We start from the raw sequence: 25,569 nt of genomic DNA, 5'->3' as shown, positions 1-25,569 counted from the left end.
ATTCGAGTGTGGGCTGGGTCGTCCGGAAAGGTGAAGGTGGCCGCCTCACCGTTCCGATCGCGCCGAGTGATTCGGCCGAACCGATCGGACGGACGACCGTTTCCGCATTAGAGTGTGAGCATGAGCGTCCCGAAAGGTGAAGGTGGCCGGTTCACCGTTGCGCTGGCGACAGCGAACCGGCGGCCGCTTACAGAAGGAAGCCGATCGCGCTGAGTGCCTCGGTCGAGTCGATCAGGCGCACGACCTTCTCCGCTATCCGCATTTCGCCGTCCGGGTCGATGTGCAGCTTGTGCGTGACGTCGGCCGCGAACAGCGTCGCGACGCCGCGCTTGTACGCGACGACGACCTGCGCGGATTTCAGCTCGACCATGCCGGCGCTGCTGCTCTCCAGCGTGAAGCGCGACACGGTGCGCACCGTGCGCGCCGCGTCGGTCGCCGACGCCGAGTAACCGGACAGCATCCGCTGCACGCGCTTCTCGCGCATGTCCTGGTCGTCGAACACGTAGTTGAGCGTCGCCGCGAAGTCGGTGGTGTCGGGATCGATCGGCACCACGTAGTGACCGGCCGGATCCCACAGGTCGAGCCATGCGCGATAGTCTCGGCGGTCGAGCAACTCGGCTTCGCGCCACACGAATTCGACCGCGCGGGCGAAGGTCTGCTCGGAAAAGAGGGCGTTGCGGTCGTCCATTACTGTTGCTCCATCATCTTGCGCCATTGCTGGTAGGCCTCGCGCATGCCCGTCTCGTCGGTCGCATGCGCGGTCTTTTCGCCGTTCGCGGCGGTCGTCTCGCGGTTCAGCCCGCGGTTCACGAGGATCGGCACGTCCGGCCCCGCATGCGCGCCGCGCTGCACGCGCTCCCATGCTTCCGCGTCGTCGGGGCTGCCGAAGCCGAACGGTCCCTGGAAATGCTCGTGAATCCGCAGCCGCTCGCGATTCGCTTCGTCCGGGCCGCCATCCATCGCGAGCGCGACGTGACGGATCTCGGTTTCGTTCGCGGAGATCGGCCGCAGCACGCGGAAGAACGCCATCGACAGCGCAAGGTTCGGGAACAGGTTCAGGTTGAAGCCGACGCCCATCAGCGAGCGCACGATGCGGCGCACTTCGTCCGGCGTGTGGCGCTCGGCGAGCTTCGCCGCGAGCGGCGCGAAGCGTTCGGGCAGCGGCGCGCCGTCGTCCTGGTCGAGATCGATCAGCTCGGGCATCAGCACCGCGAGGCTGTGACCGTTGCCGAGCCCGCGGCAGAAGGCGTCCTCGCTCGTCATGAAGCTCGTGATCGCGGCCGCCGTTTCGTCGTCGATCGACTTCATCCACGACTTGTGCACGACGGGGAAGTGATAGAGGTCGGTCGTGTTCTCGAGCTGGATCTTCCAGTTGCCCTTGAACTTGAACTTGTGCTCGCCGTTCGCCTTGATCGGGTAGCCGGCACCCTGCTTCATGAACAGGTCGATCCACGGCTTCGCGCCGCCGAGGAAATCCTCGAGCGGTTCGATGGCGTCGTTGAAGCTCGCGAAGATCAGCCCCTGGTACACGCCCACGCGCAGCTTCACGAGCGGCAGGTCGCCTTTCTCGCACACGCCTTCGTAGCCGTCGCCGTACGGCAGCGCGCGCAGCGTGCCGTCGAGCGCGTACGACCAGCTGTGATACGGGCACGTGAAGCCCTTCGCGTTGCCCTTGTGCGATTCGCACACGGTCGCGCCGCGGTGGCGGCAGCGGTTCTGCAGCACGTTGATCTCGCCGGTCCTGTCGCGCACGACGATCACCGGCTGGCGGCCGATCGTCGTCGTGACGAAGTCGCCCGGGTTCGGCAGCTCGCTCTCGTGCGCGACCCAGATCCAGGTGCGGTAGAAGATGCGGTCGAGCTCGGCCTCGAACAGCGCGGGGTCGTGATACATCGCGGGCGCGATGCGGTCGGGCTGCGCGAAGCCGTGCAACGCGCGGGTGTCGATCGTCTGGGTGGGAATGTCGCTCATCGTCGTCGTGGGGAAAGAGTCGCGAAATCGGGCCGCGTCACGCGCGGCATCGGGTACCCAGTCTCGTCTTCCTCTACATATCCGTCAAATTGATCTAAAATTGCCGATCAAATAAATGCGGCAAATGATGGAGGTCACGATGACATCGGTCGATCATCTCGATCTGAACCTGTTGCGGGTGTTCCAGGCGATCGTCGAGGAGCGCAGCCTGACCAAGGCCGGCGAGCGGCTCGCGCTGTCGCAGCCGGCCGTCAGCTATTCGCTCGGGCGGCTGCGCACGCTGTTCGACGATCCGCTGTTCGTGCGCACGCGCGCGGGGATGCAGCCGACGCCGGTCGCGCTCGAACTCGCGGGGATCGTCGGCAAGGCGCTCGACATGGTGCGCGTCGCGCTGCGCTATGCGGAGCGTTTCGATCCGGCGTCGAGCACGCGCACGTTCCGGCTGTCGCTGTCGGATGCGGGCGAGATGGCGTACTTGCCGGCGATCTGCCAGGCGCTGCGCGAGCGCGCGCCGCGCGTGACGCTCAGCGTGCAGCCGCTGCCGGTGGAGGAGATCGAGGAGGCGCTGCGCGCGAGCCGGCTGGACTTCGCGATCGGCAACCTGCCGGAGCTGATGCCGCGCACGCGCCACCAGCTGCTGTTCGAGGAAACCTACGTGTGCATGACGGGGCGCCGGCGCGGGTTGCCGGCCGGTGCGGCGCTGAGCCTCGAGCAGTTCGTGCGCGCCGCGCACGTCAACGTGAAATCGGTCGAGCACAGCCACCACGCGCTCGACGACGCGTTGCGCGCGCAGGGCGTGGGCCGCAACATCGCGCTCGAAGTGCCGCACTTCGTCGCGCTGCCGAGCGTGCTGTCGGTGACCGATCTCTATGCGACGCTGCCGAAGCGGCTCGCGCGGATCCTGAACCGCGACAACGCGTTCCGGCTCTACGAGCTGCCGGTCACGCTGCCGCCCGCGTCGGTCACGATGCACTGGCACGAGCATTTTCACGAGGACGAGGGGATCGCGTGGATGCGCGCGCTGCTCGCCGAGATCGTCGAGCGGTTCGACGACGCGTGACGGTCGGGCTGCGTGAGCGCGTCAGAGATCGAGGAGGACTGCTAAAGTATCGGCTTCGAAGTGCTAGGCCTGACGTTGAGAGAGCAACGTTATGTTCTGCAAAGCCGATACGGAGAACAGGATTCATGGCTTCAGTGACGATTGATCTGGGTGCCGGAAAGCGCGCTACGCTCACGCGTGCGTCACGTTCAAGCGGTACCAGCTTGTCCGCCAGTCAACGCAGCGACGTGTCCGAATTAATGTTGCACTAGCCGAAATACAGTGGTCTGACCACGAACGTGCTGACATACCTTCGCCAACTTGGCCTAGACGCACTCCAAGGCACTCCGCTTGATGCGCTCAAGGCTGCCATCGAAAATGGACGCGTGGCGGTACAGATCGAACGACAAGCGGTTGGTGGTGGGGGTTCGGCTGGAGGTTCTGCCACAACTCCGCCATTCCCAAAAGCCAATAGGCTCGCCAGTGTGCCGAGAATGGCCCCGCTACCGATAGACAAGCCCTTGCCTGGTTGGGCGACACCCAGCGATGTGTCTGCGGGCGAGCTCATGAGCTATCTGCAGAGTGTTGTCTCGGGCGGTGCAGGTGGTGCGGCCGCGATGGCGGGCGGCGCGGGCTTCGCTGATTCGACTTCGCTCAGTGAGGCATCGCCATTCGATTTTTCGCCAGATGCGTTGGGAGACGCGGTTCAAGTCGCGGGTGTCGACCGAGGCGATATGATGGCCTGCGACATCATCAAGGCTGAGTGCAAAGGCTCAGTGTTGCGCGAGTTCCCAGGGCAATATCTGAATTCGACGCTCAACGAGATTCAAGGTGATGCGAGCGATGGCATCAAAGAGGCGCGTAAGGCGCTCAAGTTGCTCAACGATAACCGTTTCAAGAAATAGGTGCCCGACATGACCCCCAACACACTGTTCGATCTGCTCGATCAGCTCGAATCTGCGAAGATCCACTACACCCTGAGCCGCAACCGACCGGATACGGTGCTGGTTTCGATCACGGTGGTCGGGATGCGGGTAGAGGTTGACGTGTTCCGAGACGGGCACACCGAGGTTTGCATCTTTCGCGGCACGGAGGAACCCACGGACGATGCGAATGAGCTCGAACGTATCATCGAAGCAAATCGGGATTGATTGCTGAGCGCCGCGCGCCCGCATCTTCCGACGCATTGCACCGATGATACGGGGCGCATCACAGATCGAGAACGAGCACCGCCGAGCGCGCCCGCGACACGCAGCAGCAGATCACCGTGTTGCTCGCGCGCTCGGCCTTGCTGAGGCAGTGGTCGCGATGATCCGGCTCGCCGTCGAGCACCGGCACCATGCAGGTGCCGCACACGCCTTCGCCGCATGACGTATCGACCTCGACGCCGATGCGCGCGAGCGCGTCGACGATCGACGTGCCGGGCGCGACGCGCACCGCTTGGCCGCTGCGCTGCAGGCGCACTTCGAAGCCTTCCGCCGGGGCGGCATCGACAGCGGCGTCGGCCGCGACGGGTTCCGCCGCGAAGCGTTCGAGGTGAATCGCGTCTTCCGGAAGCCGCGTGGCTGCCGCCGCGACGACGGCATCCATGAACGGCCCGGGCCCGCACGTATAGACGTGCGCTTTCGCGTCGATCGACTCGACGCAGCGGCTCAGTTCGGCCGCGAGCGCATCGGGTGCGATCCCGTAATGGAAGGTCACGCGCGACGCGAACGGTTCGGCCGACAGTTCGTCGACGAAGGCCGCGTGTTCACGGCTGCGCGCGAAGTAGTGCAACCGGTAACGCGCGCCGCGCTGCGCGAGCGCGTACGCCATCGACAGCAGCGGCGTGATGCCGATCCCGGCCGCGACCAGCACATGCTCGCTCGCGTCGTCGGCCAGACGAAACAGGTTGCGCGGCGCGCCGATCGACAGCTCGGCACCGACGCGCACGTCGTCGTGCAGCGAGCGCGAGCCGCCGCGCGACTGCGCTTCCCTCTTCACCGCGAACAGGTAGCTGCCGCGCTCGTCGGGGCGGCCGCACAGCGAGTATTGCCGTGTGACGCCGGACGGCGCGGTGACGTCGATATGGGCACCCGGCTCGTACGCGTCGAACGGCTGGCCGTCGACGCGCGAGACCCGGAAACAGCGGATGTCCTGCGCCGCGTCGATCAGCGCGTCGATCCGGACCTGGTGGCGGTTCGCTTGCATGGGGTGTTCCGTGGGGTAGAAGAAACCGGCGCGGCGGATACCGCGCCGTCATGCAACCGAGAATAAGGACGGGCATCGCATAAATCAAATCGATAAAAAAGCGATGCCAGAATCAGTGGGGTGGATGATGGTCGGCGACCAGCATGACGGCCGCGGCGTCGACGATCGCGCAGGCGGTGCGCCGAACACGCGATCGCTGAACAGCGCGACTTCAGCGTGCGGCCGCGGCGCGGCCACCGTCGACGGCCGCCTCAGCCGAAGCCGAAGCCGACGCTGACCACCGCGACTTCAGCGTGCGGCAACGGCGCTGCCGCCGTCGACAGTCGCATCGGCCGAAGCCGAAGCCGACGCATGGCCGCGTTCGCGCTCGAGGCTGCGTCGATACTGCCGGCAGCCGACGGCCAGCAACATCGCGGCGAGCGTGGCCGCCGCGATGTTCACGATCGACATCGAATGGCCGACCGCCGCCGGCGCGCCGAACACGCGATCGGTGAACAGCGCGACGACGGTCGTGCCGATCCCGAGCGCGATCAGGTTCGACACGAGCAGGAACAGCGCGGAGATCTGCGCGCGCATCTGGTTCGGCGCGAGCGTCTGCATCGCGGCGGTCGACGTCGGCATCGGGAACGACGCGAAGAACATCGCGACGACGAGCATCGCGAGCGATGCCGGCAGGCTGTCGAGCTGCGTGAACAGCGTCGCGGGGATCACCATGCACGCGGCGCCGATCGCACCGGCGCGCATCGGCGCATCGGTGCGGCCGCGGCGCAGCAGCCAGTCGTTGAGCCAGCCGCCGCAGAACACGCCGGCGGTATTCGCGACGAGCAGCACGATGCCGAGCGTGTAGCCGGCTTCGACGGCCGTCATCCCGAAGCGGCGGATATAGAACGCGGGCGTCCAGCTCAGCAGGCAGTACAGTGTCATCGCGTAGAACGAGAAGCCGAGATAGTGGCACGCGAAGGTCGCGCGATGCGTGCCGACGAAGCGCAGCGAATCGCGCATCGACACGCGCCGCACGGCGCCCGAGCGGTCCTGCGCGAGCCCCTTGCGCTGCGGGTCGCGCACGGTCGCGGCGAACAGCAGCGCGACGAGGATCCCCGGCAGCCCGACGATCAGGAACGTGACCTGCCACGCATGCACCTGCCCGACGACCGGCAGCGTGAACGCGCTCGCATGCTTGAGCAGCGCGATTACGTAGCCCCCGATCAGGAACGCGACGCCGCCGCCGATGAACGAGCCGAGCGAATACACGGCGATCGCGCGGCCGAGCTTCTCCTTCGGGAAGTAGTCGGCGAGCATCGAATACGCGCCGGGCGACAGCGCGGCCTCGCCGATGCCGACTCCCATGCGCGCGACGAACATCTGCACGAATTGCTGGCTGAGCCCGCATGCGGCGGTCGCGACGCTCCACAGCGCGATGCCGAGCGCGATGATGCGCGGGCGCGCGTAGCGATCGGCGAGATACGCGACGGGCAGGCCCATCACCGCGTAGAACAGCGAGAACGCGAAGCCGTTGAGCAGGCTGAACTGCGTGTCGGTCAGGTGCAGGTCGCGCTTGATCGGTTCGATCATCAGGACGAGCACCTGGCGATCGACGAACGAAAAGACATACGCGAGCATGCAGATGACGACGACATACCATTCGTACGTATAGCGCTTGCCGTCGGCAGCGCGGGCCGTGGGTGCGGACATGCGGATTCTCCAGGAGCGGGCGATGGAAAAGCGCGGCGCGGGCCTCGCGGGCCGGGTGCCGTCGCGGTGCGAAAGCGTGCGGGTGACACGATCGGAGACGCAGCGTAGTCGGCTAAATTCGGCCGCCATAGCCGGAGTGACAGCCGCGCCACACGGACATTTACCGACGCGGATAAAGAAAACACCGAGGCCGTGCGCGCGGGCCGCCGCGCGGCGCACGTGCGGCGGCGCGTGCGCGCATCATGCGGCGCGTCTATAAGCGTTATAGAGCGCATTGCGTCGACGTCCGAAATTGTCGTTCCTAGACTCGGCCCGTTTTTGATCGGCAGCGTTCGCATCCGAATGCGAACGCGCTTCATGTCAAACGGCGCGATGCCGACAAGCGCCGGCATTTCCACGGGACGACCAAGATGAACCATTCGAACGGGCGGGCCGACCGGCTTGCCGTACCGCTTGCCACGCTGGCGGCCGCGCTCCTTGCGTGCGCATCGCTGCCGGCTGTCGCGCAATCGAGCGTGACGCTCTACGGCCGCATCGACACCGCGATCGAATATGCGAACGCCGGGCCGAGCCACGTGATGCGCGTGGGCAGCGGCAACCTGTGGGCGTCGCAGTGGGGGCTGAAGGGTGTCGAGGATCTCGGCGGCGGCTACGCGACGATCTTCAAGCTCGAGGACGGCTTCAACGCGGCGAGCGGCGCGCTGTCGAACGGCAGCGCGCTGTTCGGCCGCGAGGCGTGGGTCGGCATCACCGGGCCGTTCGGCGGCGTGCAGTTCGGCGAGCTCTACACGATCGTGCACACGACGCTCGTCACGTACAGCCTGCCCGGGCTCGGCGCGGGCCTCGCATGGGGCAACGCGACGAACAACTTCGTCGGCCCTGCGTTCCTGCGCGTGCGCAACTCGCTGCGCTACACGTCGCCGCGTTACGCGGGCTTCATGCTGCGCGCGATGGCCGCGCGCGGCACCAACGGCGCGGCCGGCCAGCCGGCGACGCTCGGCGACACGTACGGCGCGGGCCTCAACTACGTGCGCGGCGGGTTGTCGGTCGACGTCGACTACATGCAGCAGAAGTTCAGCCCGGTGGCGGCATCCGCGCTCGGCGTCACCAGTTCGGCCGCGAACGGCAACTACACGGTCGGCGCGATTTCGTACGACTTCAACGTCGTGAAGGTCGCCGCGCTGTACATGCGGCATCGCGGCGGCCCCGACGTCGCGGCCGCGATCGACAGCCAGAGCGCGTATCCGCACAGCGACACGATGGAACTCAGCGCGACGGTGCCGATCGGGCGCGCGGCGCTGCTGCTGAGCATCGGCCACTACCGGAAGGTCGCCGACAGCGACGGCAACGCCGATTCGTACGGCATCCGCTTCGACTATCCGCTGTCGAAGCGCACGGTGCTGTACACGGGGGCCGCGATGGTGCGCAACGGCGCGCACGCGCGCTTCGTCGTCAATGGCGCGGCGGGCGGCGGCGTCGCGGTCGCGAAACCCGGCGCGACCGCCAGCTCGATCGTCGCGGGCATCCTCACGGCGTTCTGACCGCCGAGGCCGGCCTGCGCCCGCCCGCGCCGCTATGCGCAGGCGGGCGGTTGCGGCGCGAGCCATGCGTCGAACGGCGCCTGCCGGCCGATGTCGAACAGCTCCAGCAGCAGCGCGCGCAGCCACCGATGGCCCGGGTCCGCGTCGAAGCGCCGGTGCCAGTACGCGTTGACGGCCCATTCGCCGGCGCCCGCGATCTCGTAGAGCGTGCACGGCTGGCGCGCCGCGAACGTGAGCGCGACGGTCTCCGGCAGGATCAGCGCGTAATCGCCGTGTTCGAGCAGCGCCGGCACCACCAGGAAGTCCGGCAGCGCCGCCCGCACGCGCGGCATCAGGCCGTGTCGTTCCAGCAGCTGCATCGATTGCGGATGCGCGGTCACCGCGACGAAGCGCAGCACGTCCGGCGCGTCGCCGTCGAGCACGAAACCGCCGGGCAGCGCGAGGCGCTGCGCGGTGCGGCGCGGCATCAGCAGCACGCAGCGTTCGTGCAGCAGCGCGGTCCGCTGGAAATGGCTCGATGCGTCCGCGAAATGACCGAGCGCGAAGTCGATGCGGCCCGATTCGAGCGCGACGTTGAGCTGGCATTCGTCGACGTGCAGCGTCTCGATCACCGCTCCCGGCGCGCGCCGGTCGAATGCCGCGAGCAACGTCGGCAGGAACGCGCTCGCCGCGAAGTCGCTCATGTGCAGCCGGAACACGCGCTGGGTGCTGTCCGGCGCGAAGCGCGAGCCTTCGTCGAGCACGTCCTGCAGGATCGCGAGCGCCTTGTCGACCGATAGTGCGAGCCGTTGCGCGCGCGGCGTCGGCTCGACGCCGGTGCCGGTGCGCACGAACAGCGCGTCGCGAAACATCAGGCGCAGCCGGCCGAGCGCGTAGCTCACCGACGGCTGCGTGACGCCCAGCCGCAACCCTGCGCGGCCGACGTGCCGTTCTTCGTACACCGCGCGAAACGTCTTCAACAAGTTCAGGTCGAGGTCCTGCACGCGCAGGCCGTCGGGCGCGTCCGCGTCGTGCGCCGCGGGTTCGGGGCGGGCCGGCGGCCGGCCGGTGGCGGAGTGCGTCATGGTGCTTGCCTCGCGGTGACGGAAGGCAGGTGGCCGTAACGCCGCGCATACGCCTTCGCGAAATGGCCGAAGCCGTGAATGCCGTGCGCGATCAGCACGTCCGTCACGCTGCGCGCGTCGCCGCGCTGCAGCGCGGCGTGCACCGCGGCCAGCCGGCGCTCGCGCACGTAGGCGGCCGGCGTGGTGTTCAGGAACGCGCGGAACGCATGCTGGAGCGTGCGCGGCGCGACGCCCGCGACGGTAGCCAGCGCGGCGAGCGCGAGCGGGTCGCCCAGGTGCGCGTCGACGTGGTCGCACGCGCGGCGCACGTGCGCCGGCAGCGGCGGCGTGCCGCGCGCGAGCGCGGCGCTGTACGAATGCGGCAGGTGCGTGAGCAGCAGCGCCATCAGCCACGCGGTGAGATCGGCGCCGAACGTCGTGATCGACGTGCCGATTCCCGGCTGCGCGCCGAGCCGGCACAGGTATTCGAAGGTCGGCAGCACGAGCGCCGCGCCCGCACCGTTGCCGCCGGCCGCGAGATCGAACTGCAGCGGCCGCGTGAGCGTCGTGTGCAGCATGTCCTGCAGCTTGCGCTCGAGTGCGCCGCGTTCGAGCCGCAGCACCAGGTTGCGGCAATCGGGGCTCGTGCTCAGGCGGCTCGCGAGCGCCGGCGACGACACCGTCAGCTGGCCCGGCCCGGCGCGTGCGACCACGTCGCCGGCCTGCAGCTCACATGCGCCCGACAGCGTCAGCCGGAACAGGAAATGCCCGGCATCGTCGCCGAACTCGATGCGCGTCTCGCGGCCGTAGCAGAGCTCGAGCAGTGCGCCGTGATGCAGCGGCACCTCGTACAGCTCCGCATGAAACGGATCGCGGCCGTGCGCGGCCATCCGGTGCGGCCCGAGCCGGTGCGCGACCGCGCGTTCGACTTCGTCGGGCGCATGCAGCGTGCCGAGCCGGTTCGGCGCATGTCGGGAAAGGGCGATATCCATGCGGTGGCCTCGTGTCGGATGGATGGATGCGACGTCGTGCGCATCGCCGCGATTGCGTTGCGCGAACGGGCGCGCCGTTGCGCGTTTTGAAGCGACGCGACGTGCGCCGCCGCGTAGTCTCGGCAACACTCACTCACCGGGAGACGACGATGAAGGTATGTGTACTGGGGGGCGGCCACGGCTGCCATGCGGCCGCGATCGACCTGTTCGAGAAGGGCCACGACGTGACATGGTGGCGGCGCGACCGCGAACCGCATGCGCGGCTGCGCGAGCTCGGCGCCTTGGAGGTGACCGACTATCGCGGCAGGCGTGCCGTGCCGCTCGGCGACGCACCCGGCGCGATCCGCCTGAGCGACGATCTCGCGGCCGCGCTGCGCGGCGCGCGGCTCGTCGTGGTGCCGCTGCCGGCCGTCTCGCACGATGCGCTCGCCGCGCAGGTCGCGCCCCTGCTCGAGGACGACCAGGTCGTGTTCCTGCCGCCCGGCACGTTCGGCAGCGTCGTGTTCGCGCGTGCGGCGGCCGATGCCGGCAACCGCGCGCGCGTCGCTTTTGCCGAGACCGGCACGCTGCCGTACCTGGTACGCAAGCATGGCGACAACGCGGTCGTGATCAGCGCGTATGCGACGCGCCTGCCGACCGGCGTGTTTCCCGCGAACGCGGCGGCCTGGGCGTTCGACGTGCTGCGCGCGGGCTACCCGTCGGTCGAGCCGGTCGAGGATGCGCTGTCCGGCGCGCTGATGAACGCGGGCCCGGTGATTCATCCGCCGCTGATCCTGATGAACGCCGGGCCGCTCGAACACTTCGACGCGTGGGACATCCACAACGAAGGCACGCAGCCGTCGATCCGCCGCGTGACGAATGCGCTCGATGCCGAACGCATCGCCGTGCGCGAGGCACTGGGCTACCGCGCGCCGCATTTCCCGCTGGCGGACCACTACGCGACCGACGGCGACGAATGGATGTACGGGCGCGGCGCGCACGGCAAGCTGACCGACAGCGGCGACTGGCGCGAGAAGATCGATTTGCGCACGCATCGCTACATGCTCGAGGACACCCGGCTCGGGCTGTCCTTTATCGTGTCGTGCGGGCGCTGGGCCAACGTGCCGACGCGCGTTGCGCAGGGGCTGCTGAGCGTCGCGTCGGCGGTGACCGGCCGCGACCTGTATGCGCAAGGGCGCACGCTGGAGGCGCTCGGCCTCGCCGCGCTGTCGCGCGACGCGATGCGCGCGCTGCTCGATGCGGGGTACGCCGCATGACGCCCGCCGCCGACGTGACGCGCGTGCACGTGCTCGGCGCGGGACGCATGGGGCAGGGGATCGCGCTCGTCTTTGCGTTCGCGGGCCTCGACGTGACGCTGATCGACTTCAAGCCGCGCGACGCGCAAGGCCGGCGCGTATTCGAGGATCGCACGCGCGGCGAGATCGCGCGGCCGCTGCATGCGCAGGTGGCTCTCGGCCGGATCGATGCCGACCAGGCCGCGGCCGTCGTCGCCCGCATCGCACTGGTCGCGCGTGAGGGCGCGGCGCCCGCCCTGCGCGACGCCGGCATCGTGTTCGAAGCGCTGCCCGAAGTGCTCGACGCGAAGGCCGACGCGCTGCGCTGGCTCGGCGCACATGTCGATGCGCATGCAACGATCGCGTCGACGACGTCGACGTTCGTCGTCACCGAGTTGCAGCGTCATGTCGCGCACCCCAAACGGATGCTGAATGCGCACTGGCTGAACCCGGCGCTGCTGATGCCGCTCGTCGAGATCAGCCGCAGCGACGCGACCGATCAGCGGGTCGTCGACGCACTGGCCGCGCTGCTCGAACGCGTCGGCAAGAAGCCGGTGATCTGCGGGCCGGCGCCCGGCTACATCGTGCCGCGCATCCAGGCGCTCGCGATGAACGAGGCGGCACGCATGGTGGAAGAGGGCGTCGCGAGCGCCGAGGACATCGACACGGCGATCCGCACCGGCTTCGGCCCGCGTTTCGCGGTGCTCGGGCTGCTCGAGTTCATCGACTGGGGCGGCTGCGACATCCTGTACTACGCGTCGACGTATCTCGCCGGCGAGATCGGCCCGCGCTTCGCGCCGGCCGACAGCGTCGTGCGCAACATGGCGGCCGGGCGCGACGGCGTGCGTAGCGGTGCCGGGTTCCACGACTATGCGCAGGTCGACGTGCCGGCCTACATGCGGCAGCGGCTCGGCGAATTCGCGAGGCTGCTCGACCACCTGGGACTGGCGCCCGAGTTCGACGGCGCGCGGCGCAGCACCGACGCATAGCGCGGTCGTCGCGGCCGGGTGCGATCGTCGCGCCGCGCACGCGTGCATGCGGTACCGCAAACCGCTGTGTCGTTCGCCGGCCGGAAGCGTCGCGTGCGCGGCGGCTACGCTCATGCCGCGTCGCCGCGCGTGTCGGCAGCAGGCGCGCCGCGCGTCTCGCGCATCACGCACAGCGTCGCGACGGTCACGAGGCCGAGCGCCACGAGGAACAGCGACACGGGCCACGACGCGTGATAGCGCGCGAGCAGTGCGGTCGCGATCAGCGGCGACATGCCACCCGCGAAGATCGACGCGACTTCATGGCCGAGCGCGACGCCCGAATAGCGCACCTCGGTGCTGAACAGCTCGCCGACCAGCGCGGGCAGCGTGCCGATCATCGCGCCGTGGCTCACCGCGGTGCCGACCGTCAGCGCGAGCCACACGAGCGGCGTCGCACGCGTGTCGAGCAGCCAGAAGAACGGAAACGCGCACGCGACGAGGCTCAGCGCGCCGATCAGGTACACGGGCTTGCGGCCGATCCGGTCGGACAGCCGGCCCCACGCGAGCATCGCGCCCATTTCGACGATCATCGCGATCATCACGCCGGTCAGCATCACGCCGTTCGGGATGCCGACGTATTTGCCGTAGACGAGCGAGAACGCGAGGAAGATGTATGCACCGCCGTTTTCGGCGACGCGCAGCCCCATCGCGAGCAGGATTTCCTTCGGATGGCGGCGGATGCATTCGACGATCGGCAAGTGCGTGTGCGCGCCGCGCTTGCCGGCCTGCTCGTAGTCGCGGCTTTCCGGCAGGTGGCGGCGAATGTAGATGCCGATCGCGAAGATCGCGATGCTCGCGAGGAACGGCAGCCGCCAGCCCCAGGTGCGGAACGCGTCGTCGGGCAGCGCCTGGGCGGCGAGAAACGCGGCCGACGACAGCACGAAGCCGCCGCCGACGCCGAGCTGGCTCCACGCCGCGTAGTAGCCGCGCTGCTCGGGCGGCGCGTTCTCGCTGATCATCAGCACGCCGCCGCCCCATTCGCCGCCGGACGCGATGCCTTGCAGCAGCCGCAGCACGACGAGCGCCGCCGGCGCCCACAGGCCGACCTGCGCGTAGGTCGGCAGCAGGCCGATCGCGAACGTCGACGCGCCCATGATCAGCAGCGTCCACACGAGCGACGCCTTGCGGCCGTAGCGGTCGCCGACATGCCCGAACACGATCCCGCCGAGCGGCCGCGCGACGAAGCCGAGCGCGAACGCGGCGAACGCTGCGAGGCTGCCCGCGAGCGGCGACGCGCCGGGCGGAAAGAACACGTGGCCGAACACGAGCGCGGCGGCCGTGCCGTAGACGAAGAAGTCGTACCACTCCATCGCGTTGCCGGCGACGGAGGCGATGACGATGCGGCGAAGCTGCCGGTCGGCGAGCGGCCGGGCGGCGCTCGGGGATTGCATGGTGTCGGTCGGGTACATGGCGGACTCTGAAGGGGGCGGGTGCGTGCCGTCTCTGCGACGCATGCGGCACTGCGGGCTAGTGTTGTCGGCACCGCCGCCCCGGTCAAATCCGCAGAAAAAGGGGAGTGTCATCACTCCCGCAAATGATGGTCGCGGCGCGCACGGCCGTACCCGCGCACGCCGGCGCCCGTCACCGCTCGATCTGCCGGTTCCAGCGCGTGTCCCACTGCGCGCGGCGGGCGTTGATCGCCGTCCAGTCGACCACCGTCAACTTGCGCACCAGATCGTCGACGCTGCCGAGGCTTTGCTGCATCGCAGCGGGCATCTTCGCGAGGCGATTGGTCGGGATCTGCTTGCCGGCTTCGGCCGCCTTCGTCTGCGCGGGTGCGGACAGCAGGAACTGCGCGAGCTTCTGGGCCAGTTGCGGATCCGGGTTGTTCGCGACCACGCACAGGTCGACGAGCAGCAGCACCGGGCCTTCCTTCGGGTTCGCATACGCGACCGGAATGCCCTTGTCCTGCAGGTCGCCGACGCCGGTCGGCGTCAGCGGGAACAGGCCGGCCTCGCCGGTCTGCACCATCTCGGAGATCTTCGCCGAGTTCGGGATGTACTCGACGACGTTCGGCCCGACCGTGCTCGCCCACTTGCTGAAGCCGGGCTCGACGTTCTGTTCGCTGCCGCCGAGCAGCCGGTTGATCGCGAGAAATCCGTGCAGCCCGAACGTGCTGCTCGACGCGGACTGGAACACGACCTTGCCCTTGTATTTCGGGTCGGCGAAATCCATCCACGACGTCGGCGGCGCCCAGCCTTTCTCCGCGAACAGTTTCTTGTTGTACGCGATGCCGGTCATGCCGAGCTGCACGCCCGCGCCGACGTCGTCCTTCATTCGCGCGAACGGATAAAGCTCCTTCAGTACCGGCGAGTCGTCGAGCTTCTGGCATACACCGAGGCTGACCGCGCGCGCCATCACGCCGTCGTCGAGGAACGCGACGTGGATTTGCGGTTTGTTGCGGTTCGCGAGCAGCTTCGCGAGCACGTCGGACGAGGTGCCGGGCACGACGATGACCTTCACGTTGTTCGCCTTCTCGAAGTCGGGCAGCACCTGGCTCGTATAGGCCTTTTCCATCGGGCCGCCGTTCATGCCGACGTAGATCGTCTTGGTTTGCGCGAACGCCGGCGCGCCGGCGCCTGCGAGGCAGAGGGCGGCAGCCGCCGCGATCGTTCCGAGCAGTTTCATCGTTGGGTCTCCTCTTGACGGAAAGGGGCGGTCGGCGCGGCTTGGGGGAAGAAGCGGCCGATCGAGAATGCATCGAGTGGCGTGGCGGTTTCGCCGATTGTGACGAGCTCGGCGAGCACTTCGCCGACGCCCGGCGCGAGCAGGAAGCCACCGCCGGAAAAGCCGAACGCATGCAGCAGGTTCGGCGTGGTACGGCTAGCGCCGATGATCGGGTTGTGGTCGGGCGTGCAGCCTTCAACGCCGCTCCACGTGCGGATCAGCAGCGCGTCGCGCAATGCGGGCAGCAGCGCGCACGCATCGCGCATCACCGCGCGCGTCGTGTCGACCGACGGCTGGCCGAACTCGCCGTCGCCGCGGCCGCGCCCGCCGCCGATCACGCAGTTGCCGCGCTCGACCTGCCGGGCGTACACGCCGCCGCCGTACACGCCGAGGTTGTGCGTGATGAACGGCGGCAGCGGTTCGGTCACCCACATGTTCGGGTAGATCTGCTCCATCGGCACGGCTTCGCCGAAGCGCTCGGCGATCGTGTTCGCCCATGCGCCGGCCGAGTTGATCAGCCACGTCGAACTGAACGCACGGCCGCCCGCAACGACATGAAAACGCGTGCCGTCGTGCCGGGCGTCGTCGACCGGCGTGTGCTCGAACACGTCGGCACCCGCTGCGCGGGCCGCGCGTGCGAACGCGGGCGACACGACGCGCGGGTTCGCGTGCCCATCGGTCGCGCACAGCGAGCCGCCGACCGCCGCGCGGCCGAGCCACGGGTAGCGGCGGCGGAACGCGTCGCCGCGCATCACCTGCAACGGCACGCCGTGCTCGCCGGCAAGCGTCGCGTAGGCATCGAGCGCATCGAGATCGGCGTCGCTGCGCGCGAGCCGCAAATGACCCGACACGACGAATTCGCCGTCGATGCCGATCAGCTCGGGCAGGCGATCCCAGATGCGCCGCGCGCGCAGCGCGAGCGGCAGTTGTTCGGCGGGGCGGCCCTGGCAGCGCACGCCGCCGTAGTTCACGCCGCTTGCCTGCGCGCCGCAGTCGCGGCGCTCGAACAGCGCGACGCGCAAGCCGTGCCGCGTGAGCGCCAGCGCAGCCGAAGCGCCGACGAGCCCGCCGCCGACGATCGCGACGTCGTAGTGACGGCGTTCACTCATCGCGTGCCTCGTCGGGAATCGCCGCGACATCGTCGCCCGCGAGTGCGGCGGAGATCGGGAACGGCTTCACCGGCGGTTGCGCGCGCAACCGGCCGACGTCCGCGAGCGCGCGGCCGGTTTCCGCGGCGAGCACGAGTGCGGTCGCGTCGCCGCACATGCGGCCCTGGCAGCGGCCCATCCCGGCGCGTGTCAGCGCCTTCAGCCGGTTCAGCTCGGTCGCTTCGCCACCGCGGATGCAGCGTCGCAGCGTACCCGCGTCGATGTCCTCGCAGCGGCACACGATCGTGTCGTCCGGGCAGCGCGCGGCGAGTGCGGCGGGCGGCGCGAACGCCGCTTCGAGGCCGGCACGGAACGCGCCGAGCCGGGCGAGCGTGCGATCGAGCGTCGCTACATCGGGCTTGCCGGCCAGCGACGGCGACGACATCGCGACACCCGCATCCCCGAGCAGCGCGAGCGCCGCGCGTCGCCCGGACGCCTCGGCCGCGTCGGCGCCTGCGATGCCGGCACCGTCGCCCGCCACGTAGATGCCGCGCACCGACGTGCGGCCGGCCGTATCGCGTTCGGGCAGCCATGCGCGGTTGAGCGGATCGAAACGGAACCGGCAGCCGGCGAGATCCGCGAGCTGGGTCTCGGAACGCAGCCCGAAGCCGAGGCCGAGCGCATCGCAGTCGAGCATCCGCGGCGGCGCGTCGCCGCCGGCCGCGCGCCATGCGAGGCCCGTTACGTGCCGCTCGCCGAGCACGCGCTCGAGCGTGACGCCGGTTTCGATCGCGACGCCGTGCGCGCGCAGCCAGCCGATGTAGTACAGCCCCTTCGCGAATGTGGACGGCATGCGCAGCAGCGCGGGCGTCGCGGCAGCCTGCCGGCGCAGCGGGCTCGTGTCGAGCACGGCCGCGACCTGCGCGTCGGCCTTCGCGTACTGATAGGCGACGAGATACAGCAACGGCCCCGTGCCCGCGAACACGATGCGGCTGCCGATCGCGCAGCCCTGAGCTTTCAGCGCGACTTGCGCGCCGCCGAGCGTATAGACGCCCGCGAGCGTCCACCCGGGTACCGGCAGCATGCGATCGGTCGCGCCGCTCGCGACGATCAGGTGCGAGAACGGCACGGTCGTTTCGCGGCCGTCCTGCAGCGTGTCGACGCGGCCCGCGCCGCACGCCCAGGCGAGCGTGTTCGGCCGATAGTCGACGTGCGGTAGCAACGCGGCCATGGTGCGGTGCACGGCATCGGCCTTCGCGGCCTCGAAGCCGTACAGCGCGCGCTTGCCGCGCGCGAACGCGCCGTCGGCCGGCGGCTGGCGATAGATCTGCCCGCCCCAGCGCGCGTTCTCGTCGATCACGATGGGGCGCAGCCCCGCGTCGACCAGCGCCTCGGCCGCGCGCACGCCGGCCGGCCCCGCGCCGACGATCACCGGCCGCAGTGCGTCGCTCATGATGCGTCTCCGGCCGTGGCGGGCTGCGCGCCGGTGAGAATCCGCATGCCATCGGCGATCGGCGTCGAGCAGGCGCGCACGCGGGCGCCGGCCTCGGTGCGGACCCAGCAGTCCTGGCACGCGCCGATCAGGCAGAAGCCCGCGCGCGGCTTGCCGCTGAATTCGCTCACGCGCACGCGGCGCTGCGCGACGAGGATCGCGGTGAGCACGGTGTCGCCGGCGAGCGCGTGCGCGGGGCGGCCGTCGAGCGTGAACGCGACGGCGGCGCGCTCGCGTTCGGCGACGCGCACGAATTGCGCGCCGTCGTCCGCGTTGTCGGTGGAGCGGGAAACGAAGGTCGTCATCAGTGTTGGCCGATCAGGATGCGGTTCAGGCCGTACACGCGATCGAGCAGCAGCATCGCGCCGGCGGTGATGAAGATGACCAGCGCCGATACCGACGCCATCATCGGATCGATCGATTCGGTCGCATACATGTACATGCGCACCGGCAGCGTGACCGTCTGCGGCGACGTGACGAAGATCGACATCGTCAGCTCGTCGAAGCTGTTGATGAACGCGAGCAGCCAGCCGCCGGTGATGCCAGGCAGGATCATCGGCAGCGTGATGCGGCGGAACGTCGTCCACGGGTCGGCGCCGAGCGAGCACGCGGCCTGCTCGATGCTGCGGTCGAGGCCCGCGACGGACGCGAGCACGAGCCGCATCACGAACGGCGTGATGACGATCATGTGCGCGAGCACCAGCCATGCGAACGAGCCAGTCGCGCCGATCAGCGCGAAGAAGCGCAGCAGCGCGATGCCGAGCACGAGGCCGGGAATCACGAGCGGCGACAGCAGGAGGCCGTTCAAGAACGCGCGGCCGGGAAAGGTCGCGCGGCCGATCGCGAGCCCGGCGGGCAACGCGATGGCGAGCGACAGCGTCGCCGACGCGAATGCGAGCTTCACGCTGTTGGCGAACGCGGTGACGAAGTCCGGATAGTGGAGGATCGCGCGGAACCAGCGCAGCGACAGGCCATGCGTCGGCAGCGTCAGCGTTTCGTCAGGCGTGAACGCGACCAGCACGACGATCGCGAGCGGCGCGAGCACGAACAGGATCACGAGCGTATGGAACGCCAGCGCAATGGGGCCGTTCTTTCTCATCGGGAAGCGCCTCCGAGGCTGCGCGCATAGCGGCGTTCGAGCACGCGGTAGTAGGTGAGCATCACGACGAGGTTCGCGACGAGTAGCAGCACCGCGATCGTCGCGCCGAGCGGCCAGTTCAGCGAGCCGAGGAATTCGTCGTAGACGGCGGTCGCCGCGACCTTCAGGCGGCGTCCGCCGAGCAGGCCGGGGATCGCGAAGGCGCTCGCCGACAGCCCGAACACCATCAGGCTGCCCGACAGCACGCCCGGCATCAGCTGCGGCACGACGATGCGGCGCAGCGTCGTGAACGGCGACGCGCCGAGCGACAGCGCCGCGTGCTCGGTCTGCGGATCGAGCCGCTGCAGTGCCGTCCAGACGGGAATCACCATGAACGGCAGCATCACGTGGACGAGCGCGATCACGATCGCGAACGTCGTGTACTCGAGCTTGTACGGCCCGAGGCCGACGAGCCCGAGTGCCTGGTTCACGAGCCCGGTCGTGTTCAGCAGCATGCTCCAGCCGAACGCGCGCACGACGACCGACACGAGCAGCGGAGCAAGGATGACGAGCAGGAACAGCGAGCGCCACGGATCGCGCATCTTCGACAGCACGTACGCTTCGGGTGTGCCGATCGCGACGCAGATCGCGGTGGTCAGCGTGGCGATGCCGAACGTGCGCGCGAAGATCGTGTGGAAGTACGACGTGCCGAGCACCTCCGCGTAGTTGCCGAGCTGGAAGGCGGCGATCGGACCTGTGGCCGGGTCGTAACGGTAGAACGTGAGCGCGAAGGTCATCGCGAGCGGCACGAGCACGAGCGCCGCGAACAGTGCGAACGCGGGCGCGCACATCAGCCACAGCGGCGCGTGCGCACGCCACGTCGCGCGCAGCGCAACGCTGCCGGTGCGAAGCGGAACGGCGTCGGCCGCGTTGGCCGCCGCGGTCGCGGCCGCGCCCGATGGCGCGAGCCCGGCCGGCGCGCCGTCGGTCGAAAGCGGACGGGTAGGCTGTCGCATTCAGGCCTCCCGGCGCATCACGCGCACCGCGTCGCTGTGCCAGTCGACGCCGACCGGCGCGCCTTCTGCGAGCGGCTCCGCGCCTTCGTTCTGGCAGCACACGAGCACTTCGCCGAGCGCGCTGTCGACGCGGTACAGCCACTGGCTGCCGAGGAAGAAGCGGCTCGTGACGGTCGCGGCGAAGCGGCCCGCGCCGGGTGCGCACAGTCGTAGCTTCTCGGGACGGATGCACACCGACACGGCATCGCCGATGCGCACGTCGCGCTCGCGCGCCGGCAGGTGCACGGTGCGGCCGGTCTCCGCGAGATCGTGGCCGAGATCGATGCGGATCGCGTCGCCGTCGTGCGCGACGATCGTGCCGGGCAGCAGGTTCGCCTTGCCGATGAACTGCGACACGAAGTGGTTCTCCGGGCGTTCGTACGCGCGGTACGGCGTGTCCGTCTGCGTGATGCGGCCGGCTTCCATCACGACCACGCGATCGCTGATCGACAGCGCTTCCGATTGATCATGCGTGACCATGATCGTCGTCGTGCCGATCTTGCGCTGGATCGCGCGCAGTTCGAACTGCATCTCCTCGCGCAGCTTCGCGTCGAGGTTCGACATCGGCTCGTCGAGCAGCAGCACCGGCGGCTCGATCACGACCGCGCGCGCGATCGCGACGCGCTGCCGCTGCCCGCCGGACAATTCACGCGGAAAGCGGTGCGCGAGCGCATCGAGGCGCACGAGCGCGAGCGCCGCGCGGATGCGCTCGGCGCGCTCCGCCTTGTCGACGCCGCGCATGTCGAGCCCGAAGCCGACGTTCTCCGCGACGCTCATGTGCGGAAACAGCGCATAGCTCTGGAACACGATGCCGAGCCCGCGGCGGTTCGGCTTCATGTGCGTGATGTCCTGCCCGTCGAGCGCGATGCGGCCCCGGGTGACGTCGACGAAGCCGGCGATCATCTGCAGCGTCGTGGTCTTGCCGCAGCCCGACGGCCCGAGCAGCGACACGAATTCGCCTTGTTCGACCGACAGGTTGACGTCGGCGACGGCGGTGAGCGCGCCGAACGATTTCGTCAGATCCGTAAGCGTGAGAAACGACATGGAGCACTCCGGGTTCGCACACCGCATGGCCGGTGCGTCATTGACGCGGACTCTAGCCAGCCATATTTCGGAGCGTCAATTTGGAATTCTGCTCAACGAGATGAATTTCAGAAAAATTCCAGTGAACGGAATGCTTTGCTGGGTCGCCGGCAAATCGTTCCGTTGAATGAAGGGCGGGCAGGTGGTGAAAGACGCGCGTCAATCCCGTGCACACCCGGATGCCGCGCGCATTTTGGCGACACGACAATGGCAGCTGATGTATTCCGTTCAATGAAATCATCGAGGAGAATCCGCATGCAGGAACCGCATTCGCCCGGAACGTCGCGTGCCGTACGCATGCCGGCCGCGGACGAGGACGCCGCCGTCGATGCGGCCGGCGCGCCGGGCACCGGCATGCTGCAGCGTGCGTTCGCGATCCTGCGCGCGCTGGCCGGCATGCAGCAGGACGGCGTGCGTGTCACGCACCTCGCGAAGGCCGTCGGCCTCACGCAGGGCACCGCGCACCGGATCCTGCAATCGCTGATCGCCGAAGGGATGGTCGAGCAGGACGAACAGTCGAAGCTGTACCGGCTGAGCGTCGACTTCTTCGCGCTCGCCGCGCTGGCCGGCAACCCGAGCAGCATGCGCACGCTGTGCCGGCCTGCGCTGCTGCGGCTGTGCGCGAGCCTCGGCGAGACGATCTTCCTGCTCGTGAAGAGCGGCTTCGACGCGGTGTGTCTCGATCTGTGCGAAGGCCCGTTCCCGATCCGTTCGTTCACCGGGGACATCGGCGGGCGCATTGCGCTCGGCGTCGGGCAGGGCAGCCTCGCGATCCTCGCGTTCCTGCCGGAAGCCGAGCGCGAGGAAGTGATCCGCTTCAACGTGCCGCGCATTCGCGGTTACGGCGTGCTCGACGAGGTCTACCTGCGCACCGAGATCGAGCGCGTGCGCGAGCTCGGCTACGCGGGCCGCAACAGCGGCGTGCTCGACGGGATGGCCGGCGTCGCGGTGCCGATCCTCGATCGCACCGGCTACCCGGTCGGCGCGCTGAGCGTTGGCACGCTGGCGTCGCGGCTCGGCGACGACCGGATGCCGATGGTCGTCGAGCTGCTCCGGCGCCAGGCCGATGCGATCGGCCCGCGCACGAATCCGTTCGACGCCGCGTTGCGGCGGCCGATGCACGGTCTATCCGGGAAAACCGCATAGGCGCGTCGCGCGTTACCGTTTCGTCAGCTTGCTTACGCGAGCCATTCATGTCTGAGCAGAATGCGCCGCGTCCGGCGGGCTTCCATGCTTTCTATCGGCTTGCAGACGCGCGCATTCGCCGCCCGTTTCCCCTTCATCCGTCTCCATTCGATTTTCAACTGCCGCCCAGTTGAACATTTCATTTCTTGATGCGACTGCGGCTGGATACCATCCAGCCACTGTCTATACAAGCCGACCGGCGCGTATGGCCAGCATCAACAAAACACAACATCGACAAGACGGTTTGGAGAGGAGATGACGGAGATGGTGCGAACGATGAGCAGGAAGACGGGCGTCGCGTGCATGAGCGCAGCCATGGCGATGAGTTTCGCCGGCGCCGCGCACGCGCAGTCGACGGTGACGCTGTACGGGATCGTCGACGCCGGCGTGACCTACACGAACAATTCGAAGGGCCATGCGCTGTGGCAGTTCACGGGCGGCAACGAATCGGGCCCGCGCTGGGGCTTGATCGGCAGCGAGGATCTCGGCGGCGGCCTGAAGGCGAACTTCCGGCTCGAGAACGGCTTCAACGTCGCGAACGGCGCGCTCGGGCAGGGCGGCCGGATGTTCGGCCGCTCCGCGTGGGTCGGCCTGAGCGGCGCGAACTGGGGCGCGGTGACGCTCGGCCGCCAGTACAACTCGACGCAGGACATCCTCGGCTCGCTGCAGATGAGCAGCTTCCTCGCGCAGTACTCGACGCACCCGTTCGACAACGACGACATCAACAACAGTTTCCGCACCAACAACGCGGTCAAGTACGTGTCGCCGACGATCGCGGGCCTGCAGGCGAACCTGATGTACGGGTTCTCGAATTCGACGGGCTTCTCGAACGACAACTCGTGGAGCGCCGGCGTCACCTATACGCACGGGCCGCTCAATGCAGGCGCCGCCTATGCGCGCGTGAACCATCCGGCGGCCAGCGCGACGGGCGCCGTTGCGTCCGACAACTACTACCCGGGCTCGGCGTCGGTGTTCGGCGCCGGTCTGTCGAGCGCGGTGCGCCAGCAGATCTGGGGCGCGGGCGGCAATTACACGATCGGCGCGGCGACGCTCGGGCTGCTGTACACGGGCTCGAACTTCGGCCAGGCAACGGGCGGCGCGCTGCGCTTCAACAACTACGAAGGCAGCGTGCGCTACCTGATCACGCCCGCGCTGATGGCCGCGGCCGGCTACACCTATACGAAGGTCGCGCGCGGCGCCGACGACGGTCATTATCAGCAGGTGTCGGCCGGCCTGCAGTACCTGCTGTCGAAGCGCACCGACGTGTACGTGAACGGCTTCTACCAGAAGGCGTCGTCGGGCGTGGGCCACGCGTGGATCGACGGGACCGACGGGCCGTCGTCGACGACGTCGCAGGTGGCGGTGGTGGTCGGCATCCGCCAGAAGTTCTGATGCGCTGACGCGTTCGCGCGTCTTCCGGAGGAGACATAGATGAAATTCAGACTGTTGCTGGCGGCGCTGCCGTTCGTCGGGATGTACACCGGCGGCTCGATCGCCGAGGTGCGGCCGCTGCTGTTCGGCCTGCCGTTCCTGCTCGTGTGGAACCTGATCTGGATGGCGGCGACCGCCGCGATCCTCGCGATCCTGTTCCACCTCGACGAGCGCGACGTGGCCCGCGACGGCCGCACGGGAGACGCGCGATGAACGCCTCGATCATCATCATCGCGGCATTCGCCGTGTTCGCGCTCGCGATCGGCGTGATGGCGCGGCGCGGCCGCAAGCTCACGCTCGAACAGTGGGCGGTCGGCGGGCGCGGCTTCGGTTCGCTGCTCACGTTCCTGCTGATGGCCGGCGAGGCGTTCTCGACGTTCTCGTTCCTCGGCGCGAGCGGCTGGACCTACAGCAAGGGCGTGCCCGCGTTCTACATCCTGTCGTACGGCTGCCTCGCGTTCGTGATCGGCTACTGGATGCTGCCCGCGGTGTGGCGCTACGCGAAGGCGCGCGGGCTCGTGTCGTTCGCCGACTACTTCGCGTCGAAGTACGACAGCCGCGCGATCGGCGTGCTGGTGTCGGTCGTGGCCGTGTTCGCGATGGTGTCGCTGCTGATGATCCAGCTGCGCGGCCTCGGCGTGATCGTGTCCGAGATGTCGTACGGGCTGATTCCGCAAGCGGCCGCGATCTGGATCGCCGCGACGCTGATGGCCGTGTACATGGTCGTGTCGGGCATCCACGGTTCGGCGAGCATCGCGATCTTCAAGGACGTGCTGATCCTCGCGATCGCGATCTTCCTCGGCCTGTACCTGCCGATGCACTACTACGGCGGCCTCGGCGAGATGTTCGCGAAGATCGACGCCGCGCATCCCGAACTGCTGCGCATGCCCGAGCACGGCTTCAACCTGAGCTGGTACAACTCGACGATCCTGCTCACGTCGCTCGGCTATTACCTGTACCCGCACGGCTTCACCGCGATCTACGTCGCGAAGGACGAACGCGCGCTGCGCCGCAACGTGATCCTGATGCCGCTGTACCAGGTGCTGATCGCGTTCCTGTTCCTCGTCGGCTTCGCGGCCGTGATGACGGTGCACGGGCTCGAAGGCGCGCAGACCGATCTGGCGCTGCTGCGTCTCGTGAAGCAGACGTTCCCCGCGTGGTTCGTCGGCATCGTCGGCGGCACGGGCCTGCTGACCGCGCTGGTGCCGGGCTCGCTGATCATGCTGAACGCCTCGACGACGATCGCGCGCAACATCTACCGCGAAGGCTTCGCGCCGAACGCGACCGACCGCGAGGTGACGCGCGTCGCGCGGATCGCGCTGCCGATCTTCACGCTGGTGGTCGTCTACTTCGTGCTGCGCGGCGGCGCCACCTTCGTCACGCTCGCGATCTTCTCGTCAAGCCTGCTCACGCAGCTCGTACCGATGCTCGCGTCGAGCTTCCTGAAGCGGCCGTTCGGCACGCGGGAAGGCGCGTTCGCGGGGATCGTCGCCGGTGCGATCGTGATCGCGCTGACGAACTACTACGGCGTGACGCTCGCGTCGCTGTTCCCCGGCGCATCCAGCACGCTGACGTCGATCAACCCCGGGCTCGTCGCACTCGCGGTGAACGCGGTGGTGTTCATCGCGATCAGCGCGGCGCAGCGCAAGCTGAAGGCGCGCGTGGCCGCGCCGGCCCGCTCCGCGTGACGACCCGATCGGCGTGCCGCCGCCGAACCGCC

24 protein-coding genes are annotated in these 25,569 nt (G+C 68.7%); 10 read left to right on the top strand and 14 right to left on the bottom strand.

The features are described from left to right. Positions 1-187: 187 nt before the first annotated feature. Both DIE12_RS19360 and DIE12_RS19355 read right to left on the bottom strand, forming a co-directional pair. A complete protein-coding gene (locus DIE12_RS19360; protein WP_124520368.1) occupies positions 188-688 on the bottom strand; it encodes an aromatic-ring-hydroxylating dioxygenase subunit beta in 501 nt (166 codons plus the stop codon). Then, on the bottom strand, positions 688-1,971 hold the full coding sequence (locus DIE12_RS19355; protein WP_044845359.1) for a Rieske 2Fe-2S domain-containing protein: 1,284 nt from the start codon (positions 1,969-1,971) through the stop codon (positions 688-690). Before DIE12_RS19355 ends, DIE12_RS19360 begins: the two co-directional genes overlap by 1 nt. A gap of 139 nt (positions 1,972-2,110) precedes the next feature. Here DIE12_RS19355 and DIE12_RS19350 point away from each other — a divergent pair, with 139 nt between their 5' ends. The 3 genes from DIE12_RS19350 to DIE12_RS19340 all read left to right on the top strand — a co-directional run bounded on the left by DIE12_RS19350 (position 2,111) and on the right by DIE12_RS19340 (position 4,161). After that, on the top strand, positions 2,111-3,031 hold the full coding sequence (locus DIE12_RS19350) for a LysR family transcriptional regulator (RefSeq protein ID WP_124520367.1): 921 nt from the start codon (positions 2,111-2,113) through the stop codon (positions 3,029-3,031). 545 nt (positions 3,032-3,576) lie between these two features. Further along, a complete protein-coding gene (locus DIE12_RS38115; RefSeq protein WP_185640967.1) occupies positions 3,577-3,915 on the top strand; it encodes a hypothetical protein in 339 nt (112 codons plus the stop codon). 9 nt (positions 3,916-3,924) lie between these two features. Further along, entirely contained in the window at positions 3,925-4,161 is a 237-nt protein-coding gene (locus DIE12_RS19340) for a hypothetical protein (protein ID WP_124487663.1), read from the top strand. A 58-nt stretch (positions 4,162-4,219) separates the two neighbouring features. Here DIE12_RS19340 and DIE12_RS19335 read toward each other — a convergent pair whose 3' ends face one another. Beyond that, positions 4,220-5,200 (bottom strand): PDR/VanB family oxidoreductase, encoded by a 981-nt coding sequence (locus DIE12_RS19335; protein WP_124520366.1) that lies wholly within the window; start codon positions 5,198-5,200, stop codon positions 4,220-4,222. A gap of 288 nt (positions 5,201-5,488) precedes the next feature. Then, positions 5,489-6,892, bottom strand: a complete 1,404-nt coding sequence (locus DIE12_RS19330; protein WP_124520365.1) for an MFS transporter — start codon at positions 6,890-6,892, stop codon at positions 5,489-5,491. Positions 6,893-7,302: 410 nt separating this feature from the next. On the opposite strand from DIE12_RS19330, the gene DIE12_RS19325 reads away from it, so the two are divergent. Beyond that, the gene (locus DIE12_RS19325; protein WP_124520364.1) at positions 7,303-8,433 is read left to right on the top strand and encodes a porin; all 1,131 of its coding nucleotides are present in this window, start codon (positions 7,303-7,305) and stop codon (positions 8,431-8,433) included. Between the two features lie 32 nt (positions 8,434-8,465). Here the strand turns inward: DIE12_RS19325 and DIE12_RS19320 are convergent, their stop codons facing one another. Both DIE12_RS19320 and DIE12_RS19315 read right to left on the bottom strand, forming a co-directional pair. Next, a complete protein-coding gene (locus tag DIE12_RS19320; protein ID WP_124520363.1) occupies positions 8,466-9,497 on the bottom strand; it encodes a LysR family transcriptional regulator in 1,032 nt (343 codons plus the stop codon). Beyond that, on the bottom strand, positions 9,494-10,468 hold the full coding sequence (locus DIE12_RS19315) for an AraC family transcriptional regulator (RefSeq protein ID WP_124520362.1): 975 nt from the start codon (positions 10,466-10,468) through the stop codon (positions 9,494-9,496). Before DIE12_RS19315 ends, DIE12_RS19320 begins: the two co-directional genes overlap by 4 nt. A gap of 149 nt (positions 10,469-10,617) precedes the next feature. Between DIE12_RS19315 and DIE12_RS19310 the strand changes: the two genes are divergently transcribed. Continuing rightward, entirely contained in the window at positions 10,618-11,724 is a 1,107-nt protein-coding gene (locus DIE12_RS19310; protein ID WP_124520361.1) for an NAD/NADP-dependent octopine/nopaline dehydrogenase family protein, read from the top strand. Continuing rightward, a complete protein-coding gene (locus DIE12_RS19305) occupies positions 11,721-12,731 on the top strand; it encodes a 3-hydroxybutyryl-CoA dehydrogenase (protein ID WP_124520360.1) in 1,011 nt (336 codons plus the stop codon). Before DIE12_RS19310 ends, DIE12_RS19305 begins: the two co-directional genes overlap by 4 nt. Positions 12,732-12,841: 110 nt before the next feature. On the opposite strand, the gene DIE12_RS19300 is transcribed toward DIE12_RS19305, so the two are convergent. The 8 genes from DIE12_RS19300 to DIE12_RS19265 form a co-directional block, all read right to left on the bottom strand. After that, the gene (locus tag DIE12_RS19300) at positions 12,842-14,179 is read right to left on the bottom strand and encodes an MFS transporter (protein WP_044845351.1); all 1,338 of its coding nucleotides are present in this window, start codon (positions 14,177-14,179) and stop codon (positions 12,842-12,844) included. A gap of 172 nt (positions 14,180-14,351) precedes the next feature. Further along, entirely contained in the window at positions 14,352-15,398 is a 1,047-nt protein-coding gene (locus tag DIE12_RS19295) for an ABC transporter substrate-binding protein (RefSeq protein ID WP_124520359.1), read from the bottom strand. After that, a complete protein-coding gene (locus DIE12_RS19290; protein ID WP_124520358.1) occupies positions 15,395-16,546 on the bottom strand; it encodes an FAD-binding oxidoreductase in 1,152 nt (383 codons plus the stop codon). The genes DIE12_RS19295 and DIE12_RS19290 overlap by 4 nt, the downstream gene beginning before the upstream one ends. Beyond that, the gene (locus DIE12_RS19285) at positions 16,539-17,978 is read right to left on the bottom strand and encodes an NAD(P)/FAD-dependent oxidoreductase (RefSeq protein WP_124520357.1); all 1,440 of its coding nucleotides are present in this window, start codon (positions 17,976-17,978) and stop codon (positions 16,539-16,541) included. The genes DIE12_RS19290 and DIE12_RS19285 overlap by 8 nt, the downstream gene beginning before the upstream one ends. Next, a complete protein-coding gene (locus tag DIE12_RS19280) occupies positions 17,975-18,322 on the bottom strand; it encodes a (2Fe-2S)-binding protein (RefSeq protein WP_124520356.1) in 348 nt (115 codons plus the stop codon). The genes DIE12_RS19285 and DIE12_RS19280 overlap by 4 nt, the downstream gene beginning before the upstream one ends. After that, positions 18,322-19,116: an ABC transporter permease gene (locus DIE12_RS19275; RefSeq protein ID WP_124520355.1), complete on the bottom strand. Its 795-nt coding sequence runs from the start codon at positions 19,114-19,116 to the stop codon at positions 18,322-18,324. The genes DIE12_RS19280 and DIE12_RS19275 overlap by 1 nt, the downstream gene beginning before the upstream one ends. After that, positions 19,113-20,111 (bottom strand): ABC transporter permease, encoded by a 999-nt coding sequence (locus DIE12_RS19270; RefSeq protein ID WP_124520354.1) that lies wholly within the window; start codon positions 20,109-20,111, stop codon positions 19,113-19,115. Before DIE12_RS19270 ends, DIE12_RS19275 begins: the two co-directional genes overlap by 4 nt. Further along, positions 20,112-21,194 carry an ABC transporter ATP-binding protein gene (locus DIE12_RS19265; protein WP_044845344.1) on the bottom strand — a complete coding sequence of 361 codons (1,083 nt, stop codon included), beginning with the start codon at positions 21,192-21,194 and terminating at the stop codon, positions 20,112-20,114. Positions 21,195-21,488: 294 nt separating this feature from the next. Here DIE12_RS19265 and DIE12_RS19255 point away from each other — a divergent pair, with 294 nt between their 5' ends. The 4 genes from DIE12_RS19255 (at position 21,489) to DIE12_RS19240 (ending at position 25,537) form a co-directional block, all read left to right on the top strand. Next, on the top strand, positions 21,489-22,379 hold the full coding sequence (locus DIE12_RS19255; RefSeq protein ID WP_044845343.1) for an IclR family transcriptional regulator: 891 nt from the start codon (positions 21,489-21,491) through the stop codon (positions 22,377-22,379). Positions 22,380-22,694: 315 nt separating this feature from the next. Continuing rightward, the gene (locus DIE12_RS19250) at positions 22,695-23,810 is read left to right on the top strand and encodes a porin (RefSeq protein ID WP_409362233.1); all 1,116 of its coding nucleotides are present in this window, start codon (positions 22,695-22,697) and stop codon (positions 23,808-23,810) included. Between the two features lie 39 nt (positions 23,811-23,849). After that, positions 23,850-24,062 carry a DUF3311 domain-containing protein gene (locus tag DIE12_RS19245; protein ID WP_124487649.1) on the top strand — a complete coding sequence of 71 codons (213 nt, stop codon included), beginning with the start codon at positions 23,850-23,852 and terminating at the stop codon, positions 24,060-24,062. Further along, complete coding sequence (locus DIE12_RS19240; protein ID WP_044845341.1) at positions 24,059-25,537, top strand: sodium:solute symporter; 1,479 nt, start codon at positions 24,059-24,061, stop codon at positions 25,535-25,537. Before DIE12_RS19245 ends, DIE12_RS19240 begins: the two co-directional genes overlap by 4 nt. Positions 25,538-25,569 lie beyond the last annotated feature (32 nt).

This window comes from Burkholderia sp. Bp9015 (genome assembly GCF_003853505.1).
Taxonomy (GTDB): Bacteria; Pseudomonadota; Gammaproteobacteria; order Burkholderiales; family Burkholderiaceae; genus Burkholderia.
This window is presented reverse-complemented; position numbering and strand designations above follow the sequence as displayed.

What these genes read in the sequence shown, in the direction of transcription:
- DIE12_RS19315 (WP_124520362.1), bottom strand. Translation starts at nt 10,468, where the DNA reads ATGGATATCGCCCTTTCCCGACATGCGCCGAACCGGCTCGGCACGCTG.
- DIE12_RS19265 (WP_044845344.1), bottom strand. Translation starts at nt 21,194, where the DNA reads ATGTCGTTTCTCACGCTTACGGATCTGACGAAATCGTTCGGCGCGCTC.
- DIE12_RS19250 (WP_409362233.1), top strand. Translation starts at nt 22,695, where the DNA reads ATGAGCAGGAAGACGGGCGTCGCGTGCATGAGCGCAGCCATGGCGATG.
- DIE12_RS19245 (WP_124487649.1), top strand. Translation starts at nt 23,850, where the DNA reads ATGAAATTCAGACTGTTGCTGGCGGCGCTGCCGTTCGTCGGGATGTAC.
- DIE12_RS19320 (WP_124520363.1), bottom strand. Translation starts at nt 9,497, where the DNA reads ATGACGCACTCCGCCACCGGCCGGCCGCCGGCCCGCCCCGAACCCGCG.
- DIE12_RS19330 (WP_124520365.1), bottom strand. Translation starts at nt 6,892, where the DNA reads ATGTCCGCACCCACGGCCCGCGCTGCCGACGGCAAGCGCTATACGTAC.
- DIE12_RS19340 (WP_124487663.1), top strand. Translation starts at nt 3,925, where the DNA reads ATGACCCCCAACACACTGTTCGATCTGCTCGATCAGCTCGAATCTGCG.
- DIE12_RS19305 (WP_124520360.1), top strand. Translation starts at nt 11,721, where the DNA reads ATGACGCCCGCCGCCGACGTGACGCGCGTGCACGTGCTCGGCGCGGGA.
- DIE12_RS38115 (WP_185640967.1), top strand. Translation starts at nt 3,577, where the DNA reads ATGAGCTATCTGCAGAGTGTTGTCTCGGGCGGTGCAGGTGGTGCGGCC.
- DIE12_RS19360 (WP_124520368.1), bottom strand. Translation starts at nt 688, where the DNA reads ATGGACGACCGCAACGCCCTCTTTTCCGAGCAGACCTTCGCCCGCGCG.
- DIE12_RS19295 (WP_124520359.1), bottom strand. Translation starts at nt 15,398, where the DNA reads ATGAAACTGCTCGGAACGATCGCGGCGGCTGCCGCCCTCTGCCTCGCA.
- DIE12_RS19275 (WP_124520355.1), bottom strand. Translation starts at nt 19,116, where the DNA reads ATGAGAAAGAACGGCCCCATTGCGCTGGCGTTCCATACGCTCGTGATC.
- DIE12_RS19310 (WP_124520361.1), top strand. Translation starts at nt 10,618, where the DNA reads ATGAAGGTATGTGTACTGGGGGGCGGCCACGGCTGCCATGCGGCCGCG.
- DIE12_RS19355 (WP_044845359.1), bottom strand. Translation starts at nt 1,971, where the DNA reads ATGAGCGACATTCCCACCCAGACGATCGACACCCGCGCGTTGCACGGC.
- DIE12_RS19300 (WP_044845351.1), bottom strand. Translation starts at nt 14,179, where the DNA reads ATGTACCCGACCGACACCATGCAATCCCCGAGCGCCGCCCGGCCGCTC.
- DIE12_RS19270 (WP_124520354.1), bottom strand. Translation starts at nt 20,111, where the DNA reads ATGCGACAGCCTACCCGTCCGCTTTCGACCGACGGCGCGCCGGCCGGG.
- DIE12_RS19280 (WP_124520356.1), bottom strand. Translation starts at nt 18,322, where the DNA reads ATGACGACCTTCGTTTCCCGCTCCACCGACAACGCGGACGACGGCGCG.
- DIE12_RS19255 (WP_044845343.1), top strand. Translation starts at nt 21,489, where the DNA reads ATGCAGGAACCGCATTCGCCCGGAACGTCGCGTGCCGTACGCATGCCG.
- DIE12_RS19285 (WP_124520357.1), bottom strand. Translation starts at nt 17,978, where the DNA reads ATGAGCGACGCACTGCGGCCGGTGATCGTCGGCGCGGGGCCGGCCGGC.
- DIE12_RS19240 (WP_044845341.1), top strand. Translation starts at nt 24,059, where the DNA reads ATGAACGCCTCGATCATCATCATCGCGGCATTCGCCGTGTTCGCGCTC.
- DIE12_RS19335 (WP_124520366.1), bottom strand. Translation starts at nt 5,200, where the DNA reads ATGCAAGCGAACCGCCACCAGGTCCGGATCGACGCGCTGATCGACGCG.
- DIE12_RS19325 (WP_124520364.1), top strand. Translation starts at nt 7,303, where the DNA reads ATGAACCATTCGAACGGGCGGGCCGACCGGCTTGCCGTACCGCTTGCC.
- DIE12_RS19290 (WP_124520358.1), bottom strand. Translation starts at nt 16,546, where the DNA reads ATGAGTGAACGCCGTCACTACGACGTCGCGATCGTCGGCGGCGGGCTC.
- DIE12_RS19350 (WP_124520367.1), top strand. Translation starts at nt 2,111, where the DNA reads ATGACATCGGTCGATCATCTCGATCTGAACCTGTTGCGGGTGTTCCAG.